The organism is Streptomyces odontotermitis (genome assembly GCF_050510915.1).
Taxonomy (GTDB): domain Bacteria; phylum Actinomycetota; class Actinomycetes; order Streptomycetales; family Streptomycetaceae; genus Streptomyces.
Genome location: NZ_JBNJLS010000006.1, coordinates 24065 through 45059 on the forward strand (window position 1 = coordinate 24065; position 20995 = coordinate 45059).

At 71.0% G+C, this 20995-nt stretch carries 21 protein-coding genes; 10 read left to right on the forward strand and 11 right to left on the reverse strand.

Annotated features, from left to right (window positions below; translation table 11 throughout):
* Window positions 1-20 precede the first annotated feature (20 nt).
* Complete coding sequence (locus tag ACQB60_RS18695; RefSeq protein WP_496927138.1) at window positions 21-482, reverse strand: SDR family NAD(P)-dependent oxidoreductase; 462 nt, start codon at window positions 480-482, stop codon at window positions 21-23.
* A 214-nt stretch (window positions 483-696) separates the two neighbouring features.
* Entirely contained in the window at window positions 697-1674 is a 978-nt protein-coding gene (locus ACQB60_RS18700; RefSeq protein WP_496927139.1) for an alpha/beta hydrolase family protein, read from the reverse strand.
* 246 nt (window positions 1675-1920) lie between these two features.
* Here ACQB60_RS18700 and ACQB60_RS18705 point away from each other — a divergent pair, with 246 nt between their 5' ends.
* The 4 genes from ACQB60_RS18705 (at window position 1921) to ACQB60_RS18720 (ending at window position 5241) form a co-directional block, all read left to right on the forward strand.
* On the forward strand, window positions 1921-2520 hold the full coding sequence (locus ACQB60_RS18705; protein ID WP_496927140.1) for a TetR/AcrR family transcriptional regulator: 600 nt from the start codon (window positions 1921-1923) through the stop codon (window positions 2518-2520).
* A 237-nt stretch (window positions 2521-2757) separates the two neighbouring features.
* On the forward strand, window positions 2758-3645 hold the full coding sequence (locus ACQB60_RS18710; RefSeq protein ID WP_496927141.1) for an alpha/beta fold hydrolase: 888 nt from the start codon (window positions 2758-2760) through the stop codon (window positions 3643-3645).
* Between the two features lie 75 nt (window positions 3646-3720).
* Entirely contained in the window at window positions 3721-4770 is a 1050-nt protein-coding gene (locus ACQB60_RS18715; protein ID WP_496927535.1) for a bile acid:sodium symporter family protein, read from the forward strand.
* A 129-nt stretch (window positions 4771-4899) separates the two neighbouring features.
* Window positions 4900-5241 carry an STAS domain-containing protein gene (locus ACQB60_RS18720; protein ID WP_496927142.1) on the forward strand — a complete coding sequence of 114 codons (342 nt, stop codon included), beginning with the start codon at window positions 4900-4902 and terminating at the stop codon, window positions 5239-5241.
* 7 nt (window positions 5242-5248) lie between these two features.
* Here the strand turns inward: ACQB60_RS18720 and ACQB60_RS18725 are convergent, their stop codons facing one another.
* The gene (locus ACQB60_RS18725) at window positions 5249-6355 is read right to left on the reverse strand and encodes a winged helix DNA-binding domain-containing protein (RefSeq protein ID WP_496927143.1); all 1107 of its coding nucleotides are present in this window, start codon (window positions 6353-6355) and stop codon (window positions 5249-5251) included.
* A gap of 187 nt (window positions 6356-6542) precedes the next feature.
* On the opposite strand from ACQB60_RS18725, the gene ACQB60_RS18730 reads away from it, so the two are divergent.
* Window positions 6543-6836 (forward strand): ArsR/SmtB family transcription factor, encoded by a 294-nt coding sequence (locus ACQB60_RS18730; RefSeq protein ID WP_496927144.1) that lies wholly within the window; start codon window positions 6543-6545, stop codon window positions 6834-6836.
* The gene (locus tag ACQB60_RS18735) at window positions 6833-7222 is read left to right on the forward strand and encodes a VOC family protein (protein ID WP_496927145.1); all 390 of its coding nucleotides are present in this window, start codon (window positions 6833-6835) and stop codon (window positions 7220-7222) included. Before ACQB60_RS18730 ends, ACQB60_RS18735 begins: the two co-directional genes overlap by 4 nt.
* Window positions 7223-7291: 69 nt before the next feature.
* Here ACQB60_RS18735 and ACQB60_RS18740 read toward each other — a convergent pair whose 3' ends face one another.
* Both ACQB60_RS18740 and ACQB60_RS18745 read right to left on the reverse strand, forming a co-directional pair.
* Entirely contained in the window at window positions 7292-7711 is a 420-nt protein-coding gene (locus tag ACQB60_RS18740) for a hypothetical protein (protein ID WP_496927146.1), read from the reverse strand.
* Window positions 7712-7775: 64 nt separating this feature from the next.
* Entirely contained in the window at window positions 7776-8897 is a 1122-nt protein-coding gene (locus ACQB60_RS18745; RefSeq protein WP_496927147.1) for a tetratricopeptide repeat-containing glycosyltransferase, read from the reverse strand.
* A gap of 610 nt (window positions 8898-9507) precedes the next feature.
* Here ACQB60_RS18745 and ACQB60_RS18750 point away from each other — a divergent pair.
* Complete coding sequence (locus ACQB60_RS18750) at window positions 9508-10836, forward strand: collagen-like domain-containing protein (protein ID WP_496927536.1); 1329 nt, start codon at window positions 9508-9510, stop codon at window positions 10834-10836.
* 232 nt (window positions 10837-11068) lie between these two features.
* On the opposite strand, the gene ACQB60_RS18755 is transcribed toward ACQB60_RS18750, so the two are convergent.
* On the reverse strand, window positions 11069-12175 hold the full coding sequence (locus ACQB60_RS18755) for a glycerol dehydrogenase (RefSeq protein ID WP_496927148.1): 1107 nt from the start codon (window positions 12173-12175) through the stop codon (window positions 11069-11071).
* 299 nt (window positions 12176-12474) lie between these two features.
* On the opposite strand from ACQB60_RS18755, the gene dhaK reads away from it, so the two are divergent.
* Together dhaK and dhaL are read left to right on the forward strand one after the other, a co-directional pair.
* Complete coding sequence (gene dhaK / locus ACQB60_RS18760; RefSeq protein ID WP_496927149.1) at window positions 12475-13470, forward strand: dihydroxyacetone kinase subunit DhaK; 996 nt, start codon at window positions 12475-12477, stop codon at window positions 13468-13470.
* 66 nt (window positions 13471-13536) lie between these two features.
* Window positions 13537-14787, forward strand: coding sequence for a dihydroxyacetone kinase subunit DhaL (dhaL, locus tag ACQB60_RS18765; protein ID WP_496927150.1), 1251 nt, complete (start codon window positions 13537-13539; stop codon window positions 14785-14787).
* 90 nt (window positions 14788-14877) lie between these two features.
* On the opposite strand, the gene ACQB60_RS18770 is transcribed toward dhaL, so the two are convergent.
* A complete protein-coding gene (locus ACQB60_RS18770) occupies window positions 14878-15963 on the reverse strand; it encodes a TolB family protein (protein ID WP_496927151.1) in 1086 nt (361 codons plus the stop codon).
* A 245-nt stretch (window positions 15964-16208) separates the two neighbouring features.
* Between ACQB60_RS18770 and paaI the strand changes: the two genes are divergently transcribed.
* The gene (gene paaI, locus ACQB60_RS18775) at window positions 16209-16640 is read left to right on the forward strand and encodes a hydroxyphenylacetyl-CoA thioesterase PaaI (protein ID WP_496927152.1); all 432 of its coding nucleotides are present in this window, start codon (window positions 16209-16211) and stop codon (window positions 16638-16640) included.
* Between the two features lie 56 nt (window positions 16641-16696).
* Here the strand turns inward: paaI and ACQB60_RS18780 are convergent, their stop codons facing one another.
* The 4 genes from ACQB60_RS18780 to uppS all read right to left on the reverse strand — a co-directional run bounded on the left by ACQB60_RS18780 (window position 16697) and on the right by uppS (window position 20426).
* Window positions 16697-17101 carry a DUF488 domain-containing protein gene (locus ACQB60_RS18780; protein ID WP_496927153.1) on the reverse strand — a complete coding sequence of 135 codons (405 nt, stop codon included), beginning with the start codon at window positions 17099-17101 and terminating at the stop codon, window positions 16697-16699.
* Window positions 17102-17130: 29 nt separating this feature from the next.
* Window positions 17131-18516 (reverse strand): cytochrome P450, encoded by a 1386-nt coding sequence (locus ACQB60_RS18785; protein ID WP_496927154.1) that lies wholly within the window; start codon window positions 18514-18516, stop codon window positions 17131-17133.
* Complete coding sequence (locus ACQB60_RS18790; protein WP_496927155.1) at window positions 18513-19553, reverse strand: terpene synthase family protein; 1041 nt, start codon at window positions 19551-19553, stop codon at window positions 18513-18515. The genes ACQB60_RS18785 and ACQB60_RS18790 overlap by 4 nt, the downstream gene beginning before the upstream one ends.
* A gap of 78 nt (window positions 19554-19631) precedes the next feature.
* A complete protein-coding gene (gene uppS / locus ACQB60_RS18795) occupies window positions 19632-20426 on the reverse strand; it encodes a polyprenyl diphosphate synthase (RefSeq protein ID WP_496927156.1) in 795 nt (264 codons plus the stop codon).
* Between the last annotated feature and the right edge of the window lie 569 nt (window positions 20427-20995).

Genomic DNA, 20995 nt, shown 5'->3' on the forward strand with positions numbered 1-20995 from the left:
GGCCTTGAGCAGCTGCTCGCTCAACTCCCCCAGTCGCCGCGCCGAGTGGGGGTCGATGGAGTGCGACGTGGCCTCGGACGCGATGCTGTCCGCGGTGACGGGCCTGGGCTTGTCGTCGAGGGAGGGGCGATGTCGCTGTCCTTGAGGTAGACGCCGCCGATCCCGTCCAGCAGGGGACTGGTGGCCGCGAACACGAGGGCGGCGGCCCCCTGTTCCGGTGTCTTCTTGCCGCGCCCGGGATCGATGACCGGCTGCCCGGCCGCGTCGATCAGCCCCATGGCGCGCAGATCGTCCTGACCCACGCCGCTGTCCAGAGCCGTGCCGACGACGGCGCCCGGGTGCACGGCGTATCCGCGGATGTCGGAGAGGCGCTGGGCACCGGAGGTCACATTGACCACGCGGGCGCCACGCGCGGCGCGCGGCGCGGGCAGCAGGCCGAGCGTGAGCTGGAAGTGGCCCAAGTGATGGGTCGCGAACTGCACTTCGTAGCCGCGGACATCCCGCTCTCGATCCCGGCGAGCGCCGTCCGGGCGCGTTCCGGGGCACGCGCCCACGGTCACGGATGCGCCCGCCTTGGTCAGGGCCCGCGTGGCCGCGCGGCCGATACCGGCATGACCAGCGGTGATGTTGACGTGCGTGCCGGTCAGATCCCTCCCGCCGAGAACCTCTACCTGGGCTCGGCCTACTGGGGCCCGCCTACTTGGACTCGACGCGCCCGACCGCGCCCGGACCGGTCGTCAGCGCGTCCTGCGCGGCCTGCCAGGCGCGGTCGCCGGGGTGGAACCGGCTGCGCAGATACGCCGCACTGAGCTCGGCGATCGCGGCGACCCGCGCCGGGTTCTCGTCCGTGGTCTCGGCGGCGTCGTACCCCTGGATCCCGCCCAGCAGGTGCTCCCCGCCGAAGACGGTGAGCAGCGTCTTGGGGCCGGGGGCGAGGTGGTACGGGTCGTAGTGCCAGGCCGGTCCCCTGTCCGTGAAGTGCGGGGAGTCGTCCTTGTCGCCGGCGACCACGAGCGCGGGCCGGCTCATCGTGGACAGGTCGATGCTGCGGAATATCGGCGCCTCCTCGGCCATCCACCCGTTGAGGGCGTCCCCGCCGCGGCCGGGCGCGGCCAGCAACACCCCCTGCTTGATGCGGGGTTCGAGGAGGCTCACCTCGTCTCCCGTGTCGGGGTCGGTGACGTGGGCGCCTAGCAGCAGCTCGGCGGTGAAGCCGCCCAGCGAGTGGCCCGCGACGGCGACCTTGTCGTGGTCCACGCGCCCGGCGAGCTGTGGCACGGCCCGCTCGATCTCGTCGAGCCGGTCGAGGATGCGGGACATGTCCTCGGCGCGGGAGCGCCAGAAGAAGGGTGCCGCGGGGTCGGTCTCCCACAGGTGGCTCAGGGTGCGGGAGCTGAGGTGGGTGGGCTGGATGACGACGAACCCGGCCGCCGCCCAGGGCTGGGCGAGCGGTGCGTAGCCGTTGAGGGAGGAGAGGTTGAGGGCACCGCCGTGGCCGTGCGAGAGAAGGATGACCGGCAGGTCGCCGCCTCCGGTGGCGGGTGCGGTGACGCGGAGCCGGAGGTCGGTGGGGCGCCCGGGGACGGGCAGCACCACCGGGCTGTAGGACAGGACCGGGTGCGTCGCCTTGCTGACGTCGGTGGCGTTCAGGTTCAGGGCGTTCGCTTCTGTCATGGTGCGTCGTTCCCTTCGATGTCCCCTGCTGCCGCTGCGTGGAGGGCGGTGGGGGGTGGTCAGGCGGGAGTGTCCGACGGGGCCCGGCCGCGCGACATCCCGCGGCGCTCCACCAATCGGAACGTTGCTCCGTTTAGCTTACGGAGCATTGTTCCGCTTATCAAGCGGAGTATGGTTCCGGTTCGGGTGCAGCCCGGAACAGGCGTGCCCGAGAGGGCGAAGAGCGACGGCAGAAGGAGAGAAGCGGTGCCCACTGGAGGCCGGTCCGGCGACGAGGCGGCGCCCCGCGGCAGGCGGGCCGACGCGGTGCGCAATCAGCAGAAGCTGCTGACCGCGGCCGCCGAGGTGTTCGTGACGTCGGGCGTCGACGCGCCGATCCGTCAGATCGCGGCCCGGGCGGGCGTGGGCATGGGAACGATCTACCGCCACTTCCCGACCCGGGCGGACCTCGTCGTCGCCGTCTTCCGTCACCAGGTCGAGGAGTGCGCCGAGGCCGGCCCGCGGCTGCTGGCCGACGCGGAGTCCCCGTTCGCCGCGCTGCGCCAGTGGATCGACCTCTTCGTCGACTTCCTGGTCACCAAGCACGGACTCGCCAACACGATGCAGGCCGACAGCAGCGGCTTCGCCGCCCTGCACACGTACTTCATCGACCGACTGCTGCCCGTCTGCACACAGTTGCTCGACGCGGCCGTCGAGGCGGGCGACATCAGGCCCGGCATCCAGCCGTACGAGCTGCTGCGCGGCATCGGCAACCTGTGCATCGGCCGTGACGACGACCCCCGCTACGACCCCCGCCGCCTGATCGAGCTCATGCTGAGGGGGATGCAGGTACCCCAGTCGGTCTGACCGGACCGTCTGGTCGCACCGCCCGCGCTGCCGACCCGTCGCGCACGTACACCAGGGCGGCGATCAGGTGCAAGGTCGTTCCGCCAGTCTCGCAGCCGTTCAAGTCCCTGGTGCTGGTGATCTTTTGGTGACTAGGGTGAGCCACGGAAACCGGCCACTGTGGCTTGTGACGTCGGCGTTCGCGCTCCGCGCGCCGTACCGACGCCTCGGGGGGACAAGAAAGTGAGTGGGAATCACATGCAGCCGACCTACGTACTCGTTCACGGAGCCTTCGCGAACTCCTTCTCCTTCGCGCCGCTCCAGGCCGAACTCGGCCTCCTGGGGCACCGATCCGTCGCCGTCGACCTGCCGGGGCACGGGTTCGAGGCGACGTACGTCAAGGCGTATCAGGCCCCGCAGGACCTCGAGGCCCTCGCATCCGCGCCCGGCGCGATCAAGGGCGTGACGCTCGCGGACAACGCCGCGCACCTGATCGGGATCCTGGAGCGGGCCAAGGAGAACGGCCCGGTCATCCTCGTCTCGCACAGCCGCGGCGGCATCACCGCCACGGCCGCCGCCAACGCCCGCCCCGACCTGATCGACCGCATCGTCTACGTCTCGTCCTGGTGCCCGGTCCAGCTCGACGTCAACGACTACTACGCCCAGCCGGAGATGGCCACGGTCGACCCCGCCGCCTTCGGCCCGGCGCTGGCCGGGAACCCGGCCGAACTCGGCCTGCTGCGCGTCAACTTCCGCACCGCGAGCCCGGACGTCCTCGCGGCCGTCAAGGCGGCCTTCCTCGCCGACGGCACCGACGAGGAGTTCCTGACCTTCCTCAACACCTTCCAGCCCGACGAGAACCTGGACGTCGGCACCTCCGTCGACCGCGCGCAGGCGGCCACGTGGGGGCGCATCCCGAAGACCTACGTCCGCCTGGCCGACGACGCCAGCATGCCGCTCGCCCTGCAGGACCGCCTGATCCGCGAGGGCGACGAGCTGACGCCGGACAACCCCTACGACGTCCGCACCCTGGCGAGCAGCCACCTGAAGTGGCTCATCGACGCCGCACCGGCGGCCCGGGTCCTCGCCGACCTCGCGGAGCGCACACCCGCCACCACCGACGGCACTCGGGACCCCAACGCCTGAGCAAACGCGGGGAGTTGCCACGTGCCGACACCACTTCGCACGTAGCGAAGGGTGACCGCTAGGCTCTGCTGCGTGATGGCGTTCGTGCAGCGGTGGCTGCTGGGGCTGATGCTGGCCTGCTATGCGCTGGCCGGTGCCTGCCCCGCCCCCGGCGAGGCGCTGCGCGCGCTGAAGGTGTCGATCGGCGCGGGCACGCCTGCGCTGACGCTGCCGATGGTGCTGCTGGCGGTGATGCTGTTCAACGCCGGTCTGGGGGTCCGCGTCGCCGATCTGCGCGGCGTGGCCTCCCGGCCGGTGCGGCTGGTGCTCGGCGTCGCCGCCAACGCCCTGCTTCCCCTGCTCGTCCTGCCGATCGTCGCCCTCGCCCTGCGCGCCTGGCCCGATCCGGCGGAGGCGGAGGGGCTGGTGGTCGGGCTGATGCTGGTCCTGGCCATGCCTATCGCGGGCGGCGCCGCCTCCTGGGGGCAGAACGCCGGGGGCAACGTCCCGCTCGTCGTCGCGATGGTGCTCGGCTCCACCCTGCTCAGCCCGTTCACCGTCCCGCTCGGCATCCATCTGGCCGGACGACTCGTCGGCCCCGACGGTGCCGGAGCGCTGGACGACACGGCCAAGGTCGACCTCATCGCCCGGACAGGGGCCGGGATGTTCGCGCTGGTGGCGGTGGTGCTGCCGTGCCTCGCCGGAATCGTCGTACGCGCCGTGCTCGGGGAGGAGCGCGCCCGGCGGGCCCTGCCCACCGCCAAGGCCGTCAACCTGGCCAACATCCTTCTCCTCTGCTACCTCAACGCCGCAGGCGCACTGGGGCAAGCACTCGCCCACCCCGACCCCGACCTGCTGGTGCTGGCCCTCGCCGTATCGGGCGCGGTGTGCTGTCTGACCTTCTGCTGCGGCCGCCGGCTGTCCGTCTGGACGCGGTGCGCCGCGCCGGAGCGGATCTCCCTCACCTTCGCCACCGGCATGAACAACAGCAGTGCGGCGGCCGTCCTGGCCGCGGGCTGGTTCTCCCACCGCCCCGAAGTGCTGCTGCCGATCCTCTCGTACAGCCTGCTCCAGAAGATCGTGGCCGGAGGCGCGGCACGACCGCCCCGCCCCGCGCGGGCGGCGCGGCAGCGCGTCACCACCTGAAGCTACCGGGCGTTAACGAGCATGCCGGGAGTTGCACGGGGCATACGCCCCCGGAAGGCTATGGCCGGTGCCCTGTCCGTCCGTGGCCGCGCTTGTCTTCGGCTACAACTCAATCTGGGGGGAGTCCGCGTGCCGCGAGAGATGCCGTTCGCCGTTGACGTGGTCGAACTCCCGGACCTGGTCCTGGTCCGGGTCGCGGGCGACCTCGACGTGGCCACCGCCCCCGAACTCGCCCGCGCCCTCACCGAATGCGAGGGCCGGTACTGCGAACTCGACCTGCTGCAGGTGACGTTCGCCGACTCCAGCGCCCTGAACCTGCTCACCAAGTACCAGCGCCATACGACGGCACGGGGCGGCACCCTGCGACTGGTGGACGCCTCCGTGCCGGTGCGGCGCGTACTCGACATCACCGGCACCGCGAAGCTCTTCTTCGCCAGTCCTGACGAGCCCCGCGACCCACCGGAGAAGTGATCCAACGTCAGTTGTCGCTGCGCGTACCGGTGTCGAGGTGGACGTGCTCGATGCCCTCGTCCAAGAACGTGGCCAGGTCCTGTGCTTCGGCGCGGACGGCTTCCTGCTCCTGTGCCGTGAGGGGGCGGAGAGGGCTGATGCCGAGTCGGCCCTGGCGTGCCGTCCAGGTGGCGGTGACGCGCCCGTCGACCAGGACGGCGCGGTGACCTGCGACGGAGAGGCCGAGGTGAGGGGCGTCGATGATGCGGCCGCGGTCCTGGAAACCGAGGATGGCGTTGTCGAAGGCCGGCAGGAACCGGACGGGGGCCGGGGTGTCGGGGTCCGGGCGGGGCGCGTCGGGGAGATCGAGGAGTTCGCGACCGCGTTCGTCGCGGAAGGCGACGAGTCCTTCCCGGGCGGCCTTCACGGCGGCGGGAAGACCGGCGAGCCCGCACCAGGCGCGCAGGTCGGCGCCGGCGGCGGGGCCGTAGGCGGCGAGGTAGCGGTGGACCAACTGCTGCCCGACGGGGTCGTGTTCGTCGTCGGGCAGGGGGTCGATGTCACGTCCCAGCCAGGCGGCCAAGGGCAGGTTGCGTACGCCCGCGGTCTGGTGCCACAGGCCGCGGGGCGGGAGCTGGGCCATGGGGATGAGGGCTGCCACCAGCAGCTCACCCAGAGCCCGGCGGGGCGGGCCTGGCCAGCGGTCTTCGAGGGCTTGCACGAGCTCGCTCATGGTGCGCGGCTGCTGGTCGGACAGGACGGCGCGGCCCGCGGCGGCGACCTCGTCCATGTCGATGCCGGCGAGCTCGCGCCGGTAGGTGCCGAGCACCCGCTGGCGCAGCATGGCGTCGTGACGGGCGCGCCAGGCGAGCGCGTCGTCGGCGGTGACGAGGTGGACGGTGCGGCGCATCAGGTGCGTGCGCACCACGGTCCGGCCGGTCAGTGCGTCGTCCAGGTCGGCGGCCTTGAAGCCGGCCAGGCGGGAGTACAGCCCGATGAAGGGTTCCTGGGGCTCCTGCGCCTGGAGTCCGCACAGGTGGGCGACCATCGCGGGCACGGAGGTGTCGCTGCGCGCGAGGAGGTGCTGGCGTGCGAGGGTGGCGCGGTTGAGGGCGCGGGCGTCGAGGATGGTCATGGCGGTCTCACTTCTCGGCTTCTCAGCCGTGGTCTGGGGCCCCGGACGGCTCGGCTGCCACGATCACAGAGGTAGCGGACAGGTGGTGTCCTCTACTGGGCCCCGGATCGAGTGCTGCGGCCCGGCTCGCGAACTGCGGCCCGGCTCGAGTTGATAGGCAAGTCATGACTTGCCTATCGTGGAGGTCATGGCAGAGGATGTGTTCAAGGCCCTGGCCGACCCCACCCGTCGGCTCATCCTCGACGAGCTGACCGAGCGCGACGGCCAGACCCTCTTCGAGATATGCACGCGGCTCACGACCAAGCACGGCCTCGGCCTGTCACGTCAGGCGATCAGCCAGCATCTGGCCGTGCTCGAGACCGCCGGTCTGGTCGTCTCCCGGCGTCAGGGCCGCTACAAGTTCCACGACCTCGACACCCGACCCCTTGAGCGCATCGTGACCCGATGGCTCAAGCCCCAGCCACCGGGGAGCGCCCCATGAAGATCTACGTCACCAGCGTCTTCGTCGACGACCAGGAGAAGGCCCTGCGCTTCTACACCGAGAAGCTGGGCTTCGAGAAGAAGACCGACATCCCGCTCGGCGGCCCGGCCCGCTGGCTGACCGTCGTCTCGCCGGAGAACCCCGAGGGCACCGAACTGCTCCTGGAGCCCTCCGGTCACCCCGCGGTGCAGCCGTACAAGACGGCGCTGGTCGAGGACGGCATCCCGGCCACCTCGTTCGCCGTGGACGACGTCGAGGCGGAGTTCAAGCGCCTGCGCGAGCTCGGCGTGGAGTTCACCCAGGAGCCGCTGGAGATGGGCGGGGTCACGACCGCGGTCCTGGACGACACCTGCGGCAACCTGATCCAGATCGTGCGCCTCCCGTAATGCCCTCTTTACGGGAGGGCTCCACGGGCGGGCTTTCGGGCGGGCTTTGCAGGACCCCGGGCGGGGCGGTCAGGCGGCGGCGCGCGGGTGCTGCAGACGCGTGAAACCGGTCAGGCGGGGCGTGAGGCCGAAGGGGAACGGCGCGCCGTCGGGCGTCCTGAGGGCCGCGACGATGTCGTCGTCCGGGTCCCCGAACACCTCGAAGTGCTGCACGGTGCAGTGCTCCATGACCTCCCGTATGTACGGATCGGAGAGACGCCAGTGGGTGCGGATGGCGTCGGAGTCGCCATAGAGCTGGAAGCTGTGCGCCAGCATCCGCTCCTCGTCGATGAACACCTCCACCATGAGCTGCGGGCCGTGCTCTTCGACGAACGCCACCGCCTGCGCGATGGCGTCCCGGAAGTCGTCGAGGTGGCCGTCGGTGATGCGCATGGTGTTGCGGAAGAGGATGGTCCGGCTGCCGGTGGCTGCGCTGTCTGTGATCGTCATGCGACCAGCGTGGTTCCTCAAGCATGGTTGAGGTCAAGAGCCGTCATCTCCGCGGATCCGGGCTTCACCAGACCGGCTCGGGCATCCGCATCTCGTACGTCCGCGGCACCAGCTTGATGCCGAACTTCCGGTTGGCGAGGGTCTGTTCGCGATACGGGTCCGGGAGGTCGGGCATGGCGAGGAGCCGGTCGCAGGCGGCGACGGACGCGGCGATGTCGCCGGTCCAGTACGTGGTGATGGAGTACTCGAACAGCAGGCCCCACCGGTAGACCCAGGGCTGCACGAACAGATCGTCCGCCGGGCGCGGCCGGTCCAGACCCGCGCTCGCATAGGCGTGGGCGGCCCGGTGGCACTTCCGCCCGCGCAGCCGTGAGGCCAGTTCGTACGTGGCCTCCAGGCGCTGCGGCCGTGACTCCCAGGCCCGCACCAGGCAGTCCATGCCGCCGGGCCAGTCCCCGGAGTCGGCGCGCAGGACACCGGCCTGCAGCAAGGCGTAGTAGATCTCCTCCTCCCAGCCGCCCATGCGCGCCCGCCGCTCGTACAGGTCGACGGCCTCGCTCGTCTCGCCCAAGTCCCGCAAGGTCTGGGCGAGATAGAACACGGCGCGGCTGTTGTCGGGGTCGCGCTCCAGCTCCCGGCGCAGCAGCCGCGCGTCGCGCTCGAACTTGTCGCCGCGCGATCCGCCGTCCGCGAAGTGCTCGACGACCAGGGCGTCGAGGTTTTCCTGGCCATGGTCCTGATTGCTCGTCAGGTACTCGTGGGTGGCGCCCTCGTAGTGCCAGGCGATGTCCCCGCGCACCAGGCGCTTGATGCGGTACTCGGTGTCTCCCGCGTGCTTGATCATGTACGAGTCGGCGCCGAGCGGCGGCAGGGGGCCGTCCTGGCGTACGACCATGTCGGCGTCGATGAGCAGCAAGTAGTCGGCCTTGCCGAGGGCGTGGGCGATGTTGCGGCTCCGGTTGTGGCCGAAGTCCTGCCAGGGCTCCTCGTGGAGGGTGCCGGGGATGCCGTCGAGGGCCTTGCGGATCAGGTCCTGGGTGCCGTCGGTGGAGCCGGTGTCGGAGATGACCCAGGTGTCGATCAGATCCAGCTCGCGGACCGAGGCGAGACAGCGTTCGATCACCTGCGCCTCGTCCTTCACGATCATGCAGAGGCAGATGGTGGGCTTGCGGGGGTCGTCGGTCATGGGGTTCTCGCCTTCGGGCCGATCCGGCGGGCGGGCTCCGCCCCACTGGCCTGGGGCGGAGGGTGCATTGAGCAGAACGAGACGCCGGGTGGGGGGAGGCAGTGGATCACCCCTGTTCGTGATCCCGTGCGGCCATGTGGGCCTGCCCCACCGCGTGGTTCGGCCGACGAGCTGTTCGCCATTCGATCCTGCTGGCGGCTTGTCCTTCCTTCTGCCCGACTCTCCGAGAGGGGCCCGCACGATCATGCTCAGTCCGAACCACAGGGACCTGGTGCTCCGTTCGACGTTCAGCGTCTTCTCGTTGGGGATGACGCTGTCGCTGTGCCCGACGACAGCGGTGGCGGCTCCGCCGGGGCAGTCCATGCCTGCCATGCCTGCCATGCCTTCGGCAGAGGCGGACCGTGCTGTCACGGAGGTCGCGGCGCGCGCGGTGGTCGGGGGCAGGATCATCTCCCGGATCGGTCAGCACGTACGGACGCGGCCGACGATGGCGTCACGGTCCGTGCGGATCTATGCGACCGGGGCCCGGGTGTCGATCCAGTGCAAGGCCCGTGGGCAGCGGATCAAGGGCAACGGGATCTGGTACAAGCTCGCGGATGGCAGTGGGTGGATGAGCGCGCGGTACGTGCGGAACAGCGCGTCCGTGCCGTGGTGCCGTACGTCGGGGGCAGTCGGGCCCGTCGGCCCCACCGGTCCCACCGGCCCGGCGGGGCCTGCCGGACCTGCCGGACCTGCCGGACCTGCCGGACCTGCCGGGCCGAAGGGGGCAACTGGGCCTGGGGGGCCTGCGGGTGGGCGCGGGCCGAAGGGGGACACCGGGCCTACTGGGGCCGCGGGGCCGGCGGGTCCGACTGGGCCGACTGGTGTTAATGGGGCTACTGGTGCGACCGGTGCTACAGGTCCGACTGGAGCCACTGGAGCCACTGGAGCCAAGGGCACTGATGGTGTGGCCGGGCCGACGGGTGCGACCGGCCCAGCTGGGCCGACGGGTGCGACGGGCGCGACCGGGGCGAAAGGTGCGGCTGGTGTAGACGGGGCTGTGGGCGCGACTGGTGCTACGGGGCCGACTGGGCCTAGCGGCGCGACCGGAGCCACCGGACCGACGGGGCCTACCGGTACGGCTGGCGCCAAGGGAGTTGATGGTGCGGTAGGTGCCACGGGTGCCACTGGGCCGACCGGTCCGACGGGGGCGACCGGTGCTACCGGCGCGCAGGGTGCTGCTGGCGTCGATGGGACAGTCGGAGCGACTGGGCCCACAGGTCCGACCGGAGCTACCGGAGCTACTGGGGCCACGGGCCCGACCGGGGCCCAGGGCGCGGACGGGGCCAAGGGCAGTGACGGCGCGGCAGGAGTCGCAGGCCCTACCGGACCCACCGGACCCACCGGACCCACCGGACCCACCGGACCCACCGGGTCCACCGGGTCGATGGGGCCAACTGGGGCGACCGGCGCGACTGGTGCCACGGGGGAGACCGGGCCGACCGGGCCGAAGGGCGAGGACGGGGCCACGGGGGCCGACGGGGCGCCGGGAACCGCAGGCGCCACTGGTCCCACAGGTGCCACTGGGGCGACCGGCGCAACAGGCGCCACCGGCCCGACCGGAGCCACAGGCGCAACAGGCGCCACCGGACCCGCAGGTCCGACCAAGAACCTGTCGGTTCAGCAGGTGAAGGGAGAGACGAAGAACCTGCCCAACTCCAGCAAGGGCCAGGTCACAGTCACGGCCACGTGTCCGAGCGGGACCGTCGTGGTCGGCGGAGGGTTCGAGCACGGCGCGCGTATCGATCGCCCGTCAGCTGACATCAAAGCCTGGTTCTGGGAGAGCAGGTCGGATACGGCCACGAACTCGTGGCGGGTCTCCTACCAGCAGGACGACAACAACGCCGGAGCCACCTTCCCGATCACCGCGTACGCGCAGTGTCTGTCCTACGGCTCGTGAGTCGCGTGACCCGTAGGCGGGCGGGCGCCCGGTGGTCCTGTCCGCGGATGTGCTGTCTGTCTCAGGGTGCAGAAAGAGGTAGGTGACGAGGTAGCCGACCGAACGCGAGGAGGATGGTGGTGATCGCTGCACCCATGAAGGGCCACGCTGGCCTCGCTGGTCGACTCAACGGGCGGCGGGTCCAGGCCACTTGGCCCGGATCCGCTGCCCGTGGGCGCGCGGGGGAACGACGTCAGGCGGCAGTGCGCTTGGCCGCCGTCGCGCGCGCATACGCGTCGCCCGCCAGCAGCGCGTCCGCCACCATCTCCGCCGTCACCGTGAACGGCATGTTGTGCGTGGTCTCGCCCGCGGCGGTGGCCGCGCGGCCGATCGCGAGGAGTTCCTCGCGGTCGGGGTCGGCCAGGCCGATGTCGGCCAGCGTCGTCGGGAGGCCGACTGAGCGGCTGAAGCGGAGGAACGTGTCGAGCTCCTCTGTCGGTGCCCCCTCCATGACCAGTTGGGCGAGCGTGCCGAGGTTGACCTTCTCGCCGTGCATGAACGTCCTGGTCCTGGGCGAGGAGGTGAAGCCGTTGTGGATGCCGTGGGCGGCGGCCAGGCCGCAGCTCTCGAAACCGAGGCCGGACAGAAGCGTGTTGGCTTCGGTGATCTTCTCCAGGGCGGGCGTCGCGACGTGCTGTTCGGCGGCGAGCTTGGCTTGGACCCCGTACTCCATGAGCGTCTCCCAGCAGAGCCGGGCCAGCGCGAGGGCCGCCTCGGTGGCCAGGCCGCCGGCCATGGCGGTGCTGCGTGCCTGGACGCAGGTGCGGGCCTCGTACCAGGTGGCCAGCGCGTCGCCCATGCCGGAGACGATGAAGCGGCTGGGGGCGCCTGCGACGTAGGCGGTGTCGACCAGGACGAGGTTGGGGTTGCGGTGCAGGCCGAAGAAGTAGCGCTCGAACGCGCCGCTCTCGGTGTAGATGACCGCGTGCGCGCTGGTCGGGGCGTCCGTGGACGCCACTGTGGGGGCGCTCACCGACGGGATGCCGTCGCAGGTGAAGCTCACCGACTTCGCGGTGTCCACGGTCATGCCGCCGCCGATGCCCACCACGACGTTCGCGCCCGTCTCGCGCACCCGGGCCGCGATCCGGTCGATCTCCTTCTGCGTGCAGAGGCCGCCGAAGGTCTCGCGGGTCAGCGTGATGCCCGCGCCGGCGAGGGACTTCTCCACCGTCTCGCCGGCGAATCCCCACACACCGTCGTCCGCGATGACGAGGGCGTGGTCGCCCAGCGCGGAGACGTGCTCGCCCAGCTGGTGCATGGCGCCCGCGCCCTGGACGTACTTCGGGGGACTGATGAGCATGCGCGTAACGACGTTGTTCACGGTGCCTCGTTCTCCAGTCGGTAAATCAAGAGCTGCTCGGACAATTCCTCCGGCGGCTGGTGAACCAGAGCATTGCACGGGGGAGTTGTCGCTTCGCAGGGGGCTTTGTGCTGTTGCCGCCGGGACCAATGGCAGGGGTTCCGCGTGTTCAGGGCGCGGGTAATGTCTGACGGAAGCAGGGCGGGCGCACCGAAATTTCCGACTGCACTTTAGGCGTTTCCGTGGCGTTCTTATTTCTGGCGCTCTGATTTCTTCGGTATTCAAGGGAGAGAACCGTCGTGAAGAAGCTCATCAATGCTCCGGAGACCGTCGTCGCGGATGCGCTGCGGGGGATGGCCGCCAGCTACCCGGAGCTCTCCGTGGACCCGGTGGCGGGCATCGTGACCCGGGCGGGCGGCACGGTTCCCGGCAAGGTGGGCGTCCTGTCCGGGGGCGGCAGCGGCCACGAGCCCCTGCACGCCGGGTTCGTGGGCACCGGCATGCTGGACGCTGCCGTGGCCGGCCCCGTCTTCACCTCGCCGGTTCCCGACCGCATCGGCGCGGCGACCGCCGCGATCGACTCCGGCGCCGGGGTGCTGCACATCGTCAAGAACTACACGGGCGACATCCTCAACTTCGGCATGGCCGCCGAGGACGCCGACGACGACGGGATCAAGGTCGAGACGGTGGTCGTCGACGACGACGTGGCCGTGGCCCGCGGCGAAGGGGCCGGGCGCCGCGGCACCGGCGCCACCCTCTTCGTGGAGAAGCTCGCCGGTGCGCTCGCCGAGGAAGGCGCACCGCTCGCCGAGGTCGCCGCGACGGCTCGCAGGACCAATGAGCTCAGCCGCAGTTTCGGCGTGGCCCTCAGCTCCTGCACGACGCCCGCCAACGGCACCCCCAACTTCGAACTCGGCCCCGACGAGATCGAGTTGGGCGTCGGCATCCACGGCGAGCCGGGCCGTCGCCGGGCCCGGCTCGGCTCCGCCGCCGAGGTCACCGAGAGCATGCTCGACGCCATCCTCGAAGACCTTCCCGAGGAGGGCGGCGCGCCCGTCATCCTCCTCGTCAACGGGCTCGGGGCGACCCCGCCCATCGAGCTGTACGTGGTCCGCGCCGAGGCCGAGCGCCTCCTGGCGGCCCGCGGGATCCAGGTCGCCCGCTCCCTCGTCGGCAACTACGTCACCAGCCTCGACATGGCGGGCTGCACCCTCACCCTGTGCCGCGCCGACGAGCGGATGCTGCAGCTGTGGGACGCCCCCGTACGCACCCCGTCGCTGCGCTGGGGCGCCTGAGGCACTGGAGTCACCCGACCGGCGCCGCGAACCCTCGCCGGGAAGAGCAGAACAGGAAGAACAGCCTTGACCGAGTACCCCACCCCTGACGCCCGCGAGGCCACCCCCGGCGTCGCCTCCGATGCCGTCCTCGACGCTGCCTCTGCTGTCGTCCTCGACGCCGCCTACTTCCGACGCTGGCTGACGGCCGCCGCGGAGCTGTTCCGGCGCGAGGGCGCCCGGCTCACCGCCCTCGACGCCGCGATCGGCGACGGCGACCACGGAGCGAACATGGTGCGCGGCTTCGCCGCCGTGTGCGAGGCGGCCGAGCAGAACCCGCCCGCCGCCCCCGGCGACGTCTTCGGCCTCGCGGGCACCACACTCACCAACTCCGTCGGCGGCGCCTCCGGCCCCCTCTTCGGTACGGCGCTGCGCCGCACCGGCAAGCGCCTGGGCGCCCAAGAGACGGTCACGGTCGCCGAGTTGGGCGCCGCGCTGCGGGCCGGTGCGCTGAGCGTCGGCAAGCTGGGCGGCGCCGTTCCGGGCGACGCGACGCTCCTGGACGCGCTCGTGCCGGCGCTCGACGCGCTGGAGACGCGGGCGTCCACGTCGGTCACCGAAGCCTTCACGGCGGCGCGGGCCGCGGCCCGGACGGGCGCCGACGCGACCGAGGCCCTGCAGGCGCGCAAGGGCCGCGCCAGCTACCTGGGCGAGCGCAGCGTCGGCCACCAGGACGCGGGGGCGAACTCCGTGGTGGTGCTCTTCGACGCGCTGCTCCTGGCCGCCGACCCGGCGTGGGCGCCGGAGCCGATGGCGACGGAAGCACAGCAGCCCACCGTCGACTCCTCCGAGGACGACGCTGAGGAGCCGGCCATGGAGGAGCCGGCCATGGAGGAGCCGGCCACGGAAGGGTCTACCACCCCCAAGGGTGGCGGCCGGGTCGGCGTGGTCCTGGTGTCGCACAGCCGTGAAGTGGCCGCGTCCACCGCCGAGTTGGCGAAGGCGATGGTCGGCTCCGGTGACGTCGCCCCCGTCCTCGCGGCCGGAGGCACCGACGACGGCCGCATCGGTACGAGCGCCGAGCGCATCCACGCGGCCGCCCTCAAGGCCGACGAGGGCAAGGGCGTCGCGGTCCTGTGCGACATGGGCAGCGCCGTCCTGACGGTGCAGGCCCTGCTCTCCGGCTCCGACGACCGGGTGATGCCCGCCGACACGCGGATCGTGGACGCCCCCTTCGTGGAGGGCGCGGTCGGCGTCGTCGTCACGGCGTCGGTCGGAGCGGACCTCGACATGGTGGTGGCGGCGGGAGAGGACGCCCGCAACTACCGCAAGAGGTAAGTGCGTTGGACCACGGCTGGTGAGGGCGGCAGCCGGGGCGCTCCGGGGCGCTCCGGGATGCTCCGGAGCGCCTCGGGACGTCCGGAGCGGTCAGTAGAAGCGGCGGATGAAGACGTCCGACTTGCCGTTGGTGTCGCCGGGCACGATGTCGTCGGCCGTGGACTGGAAGACGACGTCGCGTCCTCCGGTGCTGACGGCGTCGGTCCCGGCCGATGCGGGCTGGCTGGAGACGGTCTCGTCGGTGCCCGCTTGCAGGTCGCGGAGTGTGAGGGGCGATGGTCCGCTCGTGCCGGCCGGGGCGTGGAGCAGGTAGCGGCCGGTGGGGTCGATGGCGACTCCCCGTACGTTCGCCACCAGTTGGGCGGTGCCCGCGCCTACGTCGTATACGTAGGTGTCGGTGCCCGAGAGGTAGACGGCCTTGCTGCCGTCCTTGCTGAGTTGGACGAGTGTCGCCTCCTTGGCGGCGCCCTCGATCGGGCCGGAGCTGGTGCCGGTGGTGCGGTCCCACACGAAGACGTCCCGCGTCTTGCCGTCCTGGTAGGCGACACGGCGGCCGTCGCCGCTCATGGACGGCCGGGACGCGGCGGTGTGGTCGAACTCGGCGACGGTCACCTTGGTGTCGGCGTGCCAGTCCAGCACGTCGATGCGCTGCCGGGACGGCGGCCGGTTGAAGGTGGCGACCTGGGCGATGTAGCGGCCGTCCGCGCTGAGCGACGGCTGGCTGCAGCTGAGGCCCGAACAGTTGATGCCGATCACACTTCCCGAGCTCACCTGTGCCAGGAAGACCTTCGTGTCTCGGAACAACTGCCCCCAATGGGAGGCGTATTGCCCGTCACCGCTGATCGCCGGGGGCTGGATCGGGGAGTAGTTGCTCCTCATCTGCTTGATCTGCCTTGTCCGCTGGTCGCGGACGAACACCCTGTTGTTTCCCGCGGGGTTGTCGGGTGTGAGGTTCGTGGCCGAGGACGACAGGACGATGCGGCGGCCGTCGGGCGTGATCGAGGCGCCGGCGGAGTCGGCGTCGGCCTGCGTGCCGTCGTCCGCGACACTGATCCTCTCGACACCGGCTCCGCTGTCGGCCGCGACGTCCGCGACAGCCGAGGGCCGGGGCGCGGCGGCTCCGGGCGGCGCCGCCGTGACCGTGCAGACAGCGGCCACCGCGACCGCCGAGCTCAAGGCGGCGGTCCGCACACGTCTGGTGGCGCTCCGATTCGTGATTCCCCTCATTTTCCCCCCAGTTGAGACACGTCTCATCCCCGGTCTTCTCCGGCTCCCCACCGGATGACCACATGCATGCAACCGTGACCGCGCTGTGGGGTCAATGCGTCACATGACGTATCGAGAGGTGCAGTTTCGGTCATGTGTCATCGTTGACGACGAGCCCCGCGAGCGAGCGGCGCATCCCCAGGGAGAGGCGGTTCATGTCCGCATACGAGGGTCCGGCTGCCGGAGTGGAGGCCGCCCGGGCCATGTTCACCGCCGACAAGGCGTCCGGCGAGCTCGGCATCGAACTGCTGGAACTCGCCGAGAACCGGGCCGTACTGCAGATGACGGTCAGCGCCGGGATGCTCAACGGCTACGGCAGCGGCCACGGCGGCTACGTCTTCCTCCTCGCCGACTCGGCCTTCGCCTGTGCCTGCAACACCCAGGGGCCGATGACGGTCGCCGCGGCGGCGGACATCGTCTTCGTGGCGCCGGTGCGGGAGGGCGACGTGCTGGTGGCGACGGCCGAGGAGCGCACCCGCTACGGACGCAGCGGGATCTATGACGTGACGGTGACCAGGGGACAGGACGTGGTCGCCGAATTCCGGGGCCGCAGCCGCAGTGTGGGCGGCGGGGGCATGCAGGGCTGACCCGACGGCCTCGGCGCGCCGTGGGGGCCGCCGGTCAGCGCTCCTTCCGGTACCGGTCAGCTCTTCTTGTGGGGTCGTTGTGCCGGTGCCTCCCGTACGGCGGCCAGGAGCACCGCCGCATGGGAGTGTTCGGGGTCCTTGGCGGCGGTCAGGAGGGTGAGGGGGCCGCGGCGGGAGAGGTCGGTCAAGTGGGCCAGGGCCCGGGCGGCCTCCGGCTGCTTCAGCTCCGTCTCGTAGCGGTGGCGGAACTGCTCGAACGTCCCCTCGCCGCCGTGGAACCACTTGCGCAGTTCGTTGGAGGGCGTCACGTCCTTGAGCCACTCGTCCAGGCGGGCCTTCTCCTTCGACTCGCCGCGCGGCCACAGGCGGTCCACGAGGACGCGGTATCCGTCGTCGGGCTCGGGCGGGTCGTAGATGCGGCGCACTCGGACGTGGGAGGCGGCGGACGCGGACGTGGGCATGCGGGCTCCTTGGTAGGGCGGTCCCTTCGTCAGGCTAGGTCGGCGGGGGCGGGAGCGCATTTCTGGGACGGGGTGCTGATGCGGGGCGTGGCCCGCATGTGGAGCCGGCGCGGCCGCAGGGCCAACCCCAGGGCGGGACGGACCTGTTGGCCGGGCAATTGGTGCAGGCGCCAGCGGGCGGTGATGGTCGCGAGGGCGAGGACGGCCTCGGTCATGCCGAAGGTGTCGCCGATGCACTTGCGGGCGCCGGTGGCGAAGGGGAGGAGCGAGTGGCGGGGCGGCTGCGGGCGATCCGGGTCCCAGCGGTCGGGGTCGAAGGTCTCGGGGTGGTCGTAGAGGTCGGGGCGGTGGTGGATGAGGTAGGGGCTGTAGATGACGCTGCTGCCGGCGGGGAGCAGGTGGCCGCCCAGGCGGGTGTCGGCGGTGACGGTGCGCGTGAAGATCCAGCCCGGTGGGCGCAGCCGGAGGGTCTCGGTGATGATGCGCTCCGTCAGTTCGAGACGGGGCAGGTCGGCGTGGGTGGCCGTGCCGCCGGTCAGGACGGAATCGACCTCGGCGTGCAGCCGCCGCTCGATCTCGGGGTGGCGGGCCAGCAGGTCGAGCGCCCAGGCCAGGAGGGCGGCGGTGGTCTCCGTACCGGCGAGGAAGAAGGTGACGATCGTGTCGCTGACCTCCGCGTCCGTCAGACCGCGGCTGTCGTCCTCGGGGTCGTGGGCGGCGAGAAGGGCCGAGAGGAGGTCGTCGCGGTCGGTGCCCTCGGCGCGGCGCTGCGCGATGATCTGGTCGAAGGCGGTGCGCAGGCGGGCGCGTGCGCGCAGGTGGGAGCGGTTGCCGGAGGTGGGGAGCCGGTCCAGCGGAGGGACCATGAACATGCGCTGGTAGAAGCCGTCGAAGAAGGTCTTCACGTCGTCCAGGACCGGGCCGAGTTCGCCGGGCGGCAGTGCGCCGGAGAAGAGGGTGGCGGCCGTGACCTTGGACGTGATGGTCATCATCTCCGTGCACACGTCCAGGGTCTGCCCGGCGTGCCAGGAGCCGGCCACCTCCTCGATGCACGTGCTCATGGCCTTCGCGTAGTCGGGGAGCCGGGCCGGGTGGAAGGCGGGCTGGGTCAGCCGGCGCAGCCGCCGGTGCGTGCTGTAGGGGCAGCTGGCCAGTCCGTCGTCGCCCACGACCTCCCGCACCCGGTCGAAGATGGGGCCGCCCTTGTCGAAGACGCGGTCCTCGACCAGTGCCTGCCGGGTCAGTTCGGGATCGCAGATCACCACCATGGTGAACGGGCCGAGCCGGACGCGGACGAGATTCCCGTGTGGGGGAAGGGAGTTGAGGAACTCCAGCGGGTCGCGCATCAGCGGCATCAGATGGCCGACGAGGGGCAGTGACCCGGGCGCCCTGGGTACCGAACGCAGGCTCTTCATGTCAGCCCCGCCGTCTGGTGGCCGGTCGCGCCGTCGATGCTCTGCAGCCGCCCGTAGCGGGGCGTCTCCAACGACCATGTGTAGACGGAGTCGACCCAGTAGAAGATCGCCTGGGCGTGCCTCTTCACCGCGTCGGGCAGGGAAGTGTCCGCGCAGATCGCGGCAGCGGTGTTGGCGTTCTCGTAGCGCATGACCGCATTCAGGGTGAGCGCACAGGAGAAGGCCATGTCCACGGGGATCCCGTATTCCTGGCAGATGACGCCGATGAGGCTGAGCCTCTCTCCCGAATCGGCGGCCAGGTGGCAGCTGTGCAGGTCATTGTCGAGACCCACGAGGAGGCTTCCCTGCTTCATGAGTTGAAGCAGTGGTTCTGGAAGCTCCTCGTCCGGACCTATGAGGCCCGGCTGGAGTCGCTGGACCCACATGCCGAGAACGATCCCCGCCGTGCGGGTGCGGTGTTTGAGGTACCGGTCGAGGCTGGGCAGTGGGGCTCCGTTCTCCCACGCCTGCCGATGCGTGTATTCGTGCAGGAATCCCAGCATCAGATCCGTGAAGCCGGGGAGCAGTCCCGCTCCGCCCGCCGCGATGATGTCGTCGCGGAGACTCGCCAGCGGCCTGAGGATGTCCGGCCCGCCGGACGGCGCGGTCCTGCTCTCCAGGGTCGCTCTCGCGGGCTCGATGAGATGGCCGACCGGCCGATCACTGCCGAGGTCCACGGTGTTCAGCCAGAACAGGATCATCTGCAGCTTGGTCAGCGGCAGCAGCACGTTCCAGGGGGCTTGCGGGGCGAAGAGCCCCACCAGGTGGCCGGGCGTCGCCTCGATGGTCACCTGGAGGTGTTCCTCGCTCATTTCGAGGTCCGCTGCCCAGGCGAGAATCGCGGATTCCAGGCGGGCGGTCTGCGGGTGAGCCGGATAGGTCGCACGCCCCTTTCCCAGATGGGAGAGCAGCCAGGGTTTGAGGGGCCGAAAGGAACCGGAGATGTCCTTCGCCACCTCGAGGTCGGGGAACGGGAGCAGGAGAGGACCTTCAGGCATGGTGCAGTTCCTTCCTGGTTGCTTTCCGAGTGGTTTTCCGAGTCGCTTTCTGAGTCGCCTTCCGAGTCGCTTTCCCGGCTACTTTCCGAAACGACGCTGACGGTTGGCGTAGAAGGCCAGGGCGCGGTGGAGGTCGGACTGGGTGAAGTCGGGCCACAGGGTCGGGCAGAAATACAGCTCCGAGAGCGCTGCCTGCCAGAGCATGAACCCGGACAGGCGCTGTTCGCCGGAGGTGCGGATCACCAGGTCCGGATCGGGCAGCCCGACGGTGGACAGGGCCTGGGCGAACGACCACTCGGACACGGAGAAGCCGGCGGACGTGACCGCCTGGTCGGCGATCAGGCGCGCCGCGGCGAGGATGTCCTGCCTGCCGCTGTAGCCCACCGCGAAGTTGATCTGAGGGCCCGGGTTGTGACAGGTGCTGGTCTGCGCGTCGCTCAGCGCCGTGGCCAGCGAGTCGGGGAGCAGCCGGGGATCCCCGAGGTGACGCATCCTCCAGTACCCGGCCGCCGCCAGCTGGTGCGTCAGTTCGCGGATGACGTCCAGCAGCGTGTGGAGCTCGGGCGCGGCGCGGTTGAGGTTGTCCGTCGAGAGCAGCCACCACGTGGTGGTCTCGATGCCCACGGCCTCGCACCAGCGCACGGCCCGGCAGATGTTGTCCGCACCCTCCCGGTGCCCCTGCTCGACGGGGCAGCCATGGGCGCGTGCCCAGCGACGGTTGCCGTCCACTATGAAGGCGACGTGACGCGGACTCCTGGTCTCCCTGATCTCCCTGGTCTCCGCGGAGCGGGGGAGTCTCTCCGGTGTCGCGGCCGGACCGGAGAGATCGGCCAGACCTGTGGTGGGGGAGGGGGCGCGCGGAGGAGTACTCATCGGGCACTTCCTTATCGCCGGGGGCCAGGGCACGCCTGGCCGATACGAATCCAGCGGGCTGTGCGAGGGGGGGGTATGAGGGGGACGTACGAGCGCGGTCTACGAGCGGGCTTCACGAGCAGGCCCTACGAGCAAGGAGAGGCCGGGCAAGGCAAGGAGCGGGCGGGGCCGGTGAGTGCGCGGCAAGAGAGCAGCAGCAGGCAGGGGGGTGGGTCGAACCCGCCCTGCCGGGTGCGGGAGGTGCCGGAGGCCGCGCGGATCCTCGGAGGTGGGAACGGACTCCAGCAGAGGCCGCCCCTGAGGTGGGCGCGGTGCCTCATGGGGCGGGGTGCCTGCGCCCTGGTCCACACCTTCCCGTAGACACGATCAGGAGTCCGGCCCAGTCTCCCTGCGTCCACGAGGCGGCTGCCAGCGGCGGCTTGCTCTCAAAATCCTTCTCCGCTTCGCCGGGTTTGCAAAGGCGCATCCAGCGGCGCTTGACGTGCGCACACGTCAATCGGAGGCCCCCCACGGCTCCTGCCGAGGGCGCTCAAGACCCGCCTCGCAGCGCAGCGTTCGCCCCGCACGGC

What these genes read in the sequence shown, in the direction of transcription:
- ACQB60_RS18700 (WP_496927139.1), bottom strand. Translation starts at nt 1,674, where the DNA reads ATGACAGAAGCGAACGCCCTGAACCTGAACGCCACCGACGTCAGCAAG.
- ACQB60_RS18710 (WP_496927141.1), top strand. Translation starts at nt 2,758, where the DNA reads ATGCAGCCGACCTACGTACTCGTTCACGGAGCCTTCGCGAACTCCTTC.
- ACQB60_RS18715 (WP_496927535.1), top strand. Translation starts at nt 3,721, where the DNA reads ATGGCGTTCGTGCAGCGGTGGCTGCTGGGGCTGATGCTGGCCTGCTAT.
- ACQB60_RS18725 (WP_496927143.1), bottom strand. Translation starts at nt 6,355, where the DNA reads ATGACCATCCTCGACGCCCGCGCCCTCAACCGCGCCACCCTCGCACGC.
- ACQB60_RS18730 (WP_496927144.1), top strand. Translation starts at nt 6,543, where the DNA reads ATGGCAGAGGATGTGTTCAAGGCCCTGGCCGACCCCACCCGTCGGCTC.
- ACQB60_RS18735 (WP_496927145.1), top strand. Translation starts at nt 6,833, where the DNA reads ATGAAGATCTACGTCACCAGCGTCTTCGTCGACGACCAGGAGAAGGCC.
- ACQB60_RS18740 (WP_496927146.1), bottom strand. Translation starts at nt 7,711, where the DNA reads ATGACGATCACAGACAGCGCAGCCACCGGCAGCCGGACCATCCTCTTC.
- ACQB60_RS18745 (WP_496927147.1), bottom strand. Translation starts at nt 8,897, where the DNA reads ATGACCGACGACCCCCGCAAGCCCACCATCTGCCTCTGCATGATCGTG.
- ACQB60_RS18750 (WP_496927536.1), top strand. Translation starts at nt 9,508, where the DNA reads ATGAGCGCGCGGTACGTGCGGAACAGCGCGTCCGTGCCGTGGTGCCGT.
- ACQB60_RS18755 (WP_496927148.1), bottom strand. Translation starts at nt 12,175, where the DNA reads ATGCTCATCAGTCCCCCGAAGTACGTCCAGGGCGCGGGCGCCATGCAC.
- paaI (WP_496927152.1), top strand. Translation starts at nt 16,209, where the DNA reads ATGTCCGCATACGAGGGTCCGGCTGCCGGAGTGGAGGCCGCCCGGGCC.
- ACQB60_RS18780 (WP_496927153.1), bottom strand. Translation starts at nt 17,101, where the DNA reads ATGCCCACGTCCGCGTCCGCCGCCTCCCACGTCCGAGTGCGCCGCATC.
- ACQB60_RS18785 (WP_496927154.1), bottom strand. Translation starts at nt 18,516, where the DNA reads ATGAAGAGCCTGCGTTCGGTACCCAGGGCGCCCGGGTCACTGCCCCTC.
- ACQB60_RS18790 (WP_496927155.1), bottom strand. Translation starts at nt 19,553, where the DNA reads ATGCCTGAAGGTCCTCTCCTGCTCCCGTTCCCCGACCTCGAGGTGGCG.
- uppS (WP_496927156.1), bottom strand. Translation starts at nt 20,426, where the DNA reads ATGAGTACTCCTCCGCGCGCCCCCTCCCCCACCACAGGTCTGGCCGAT.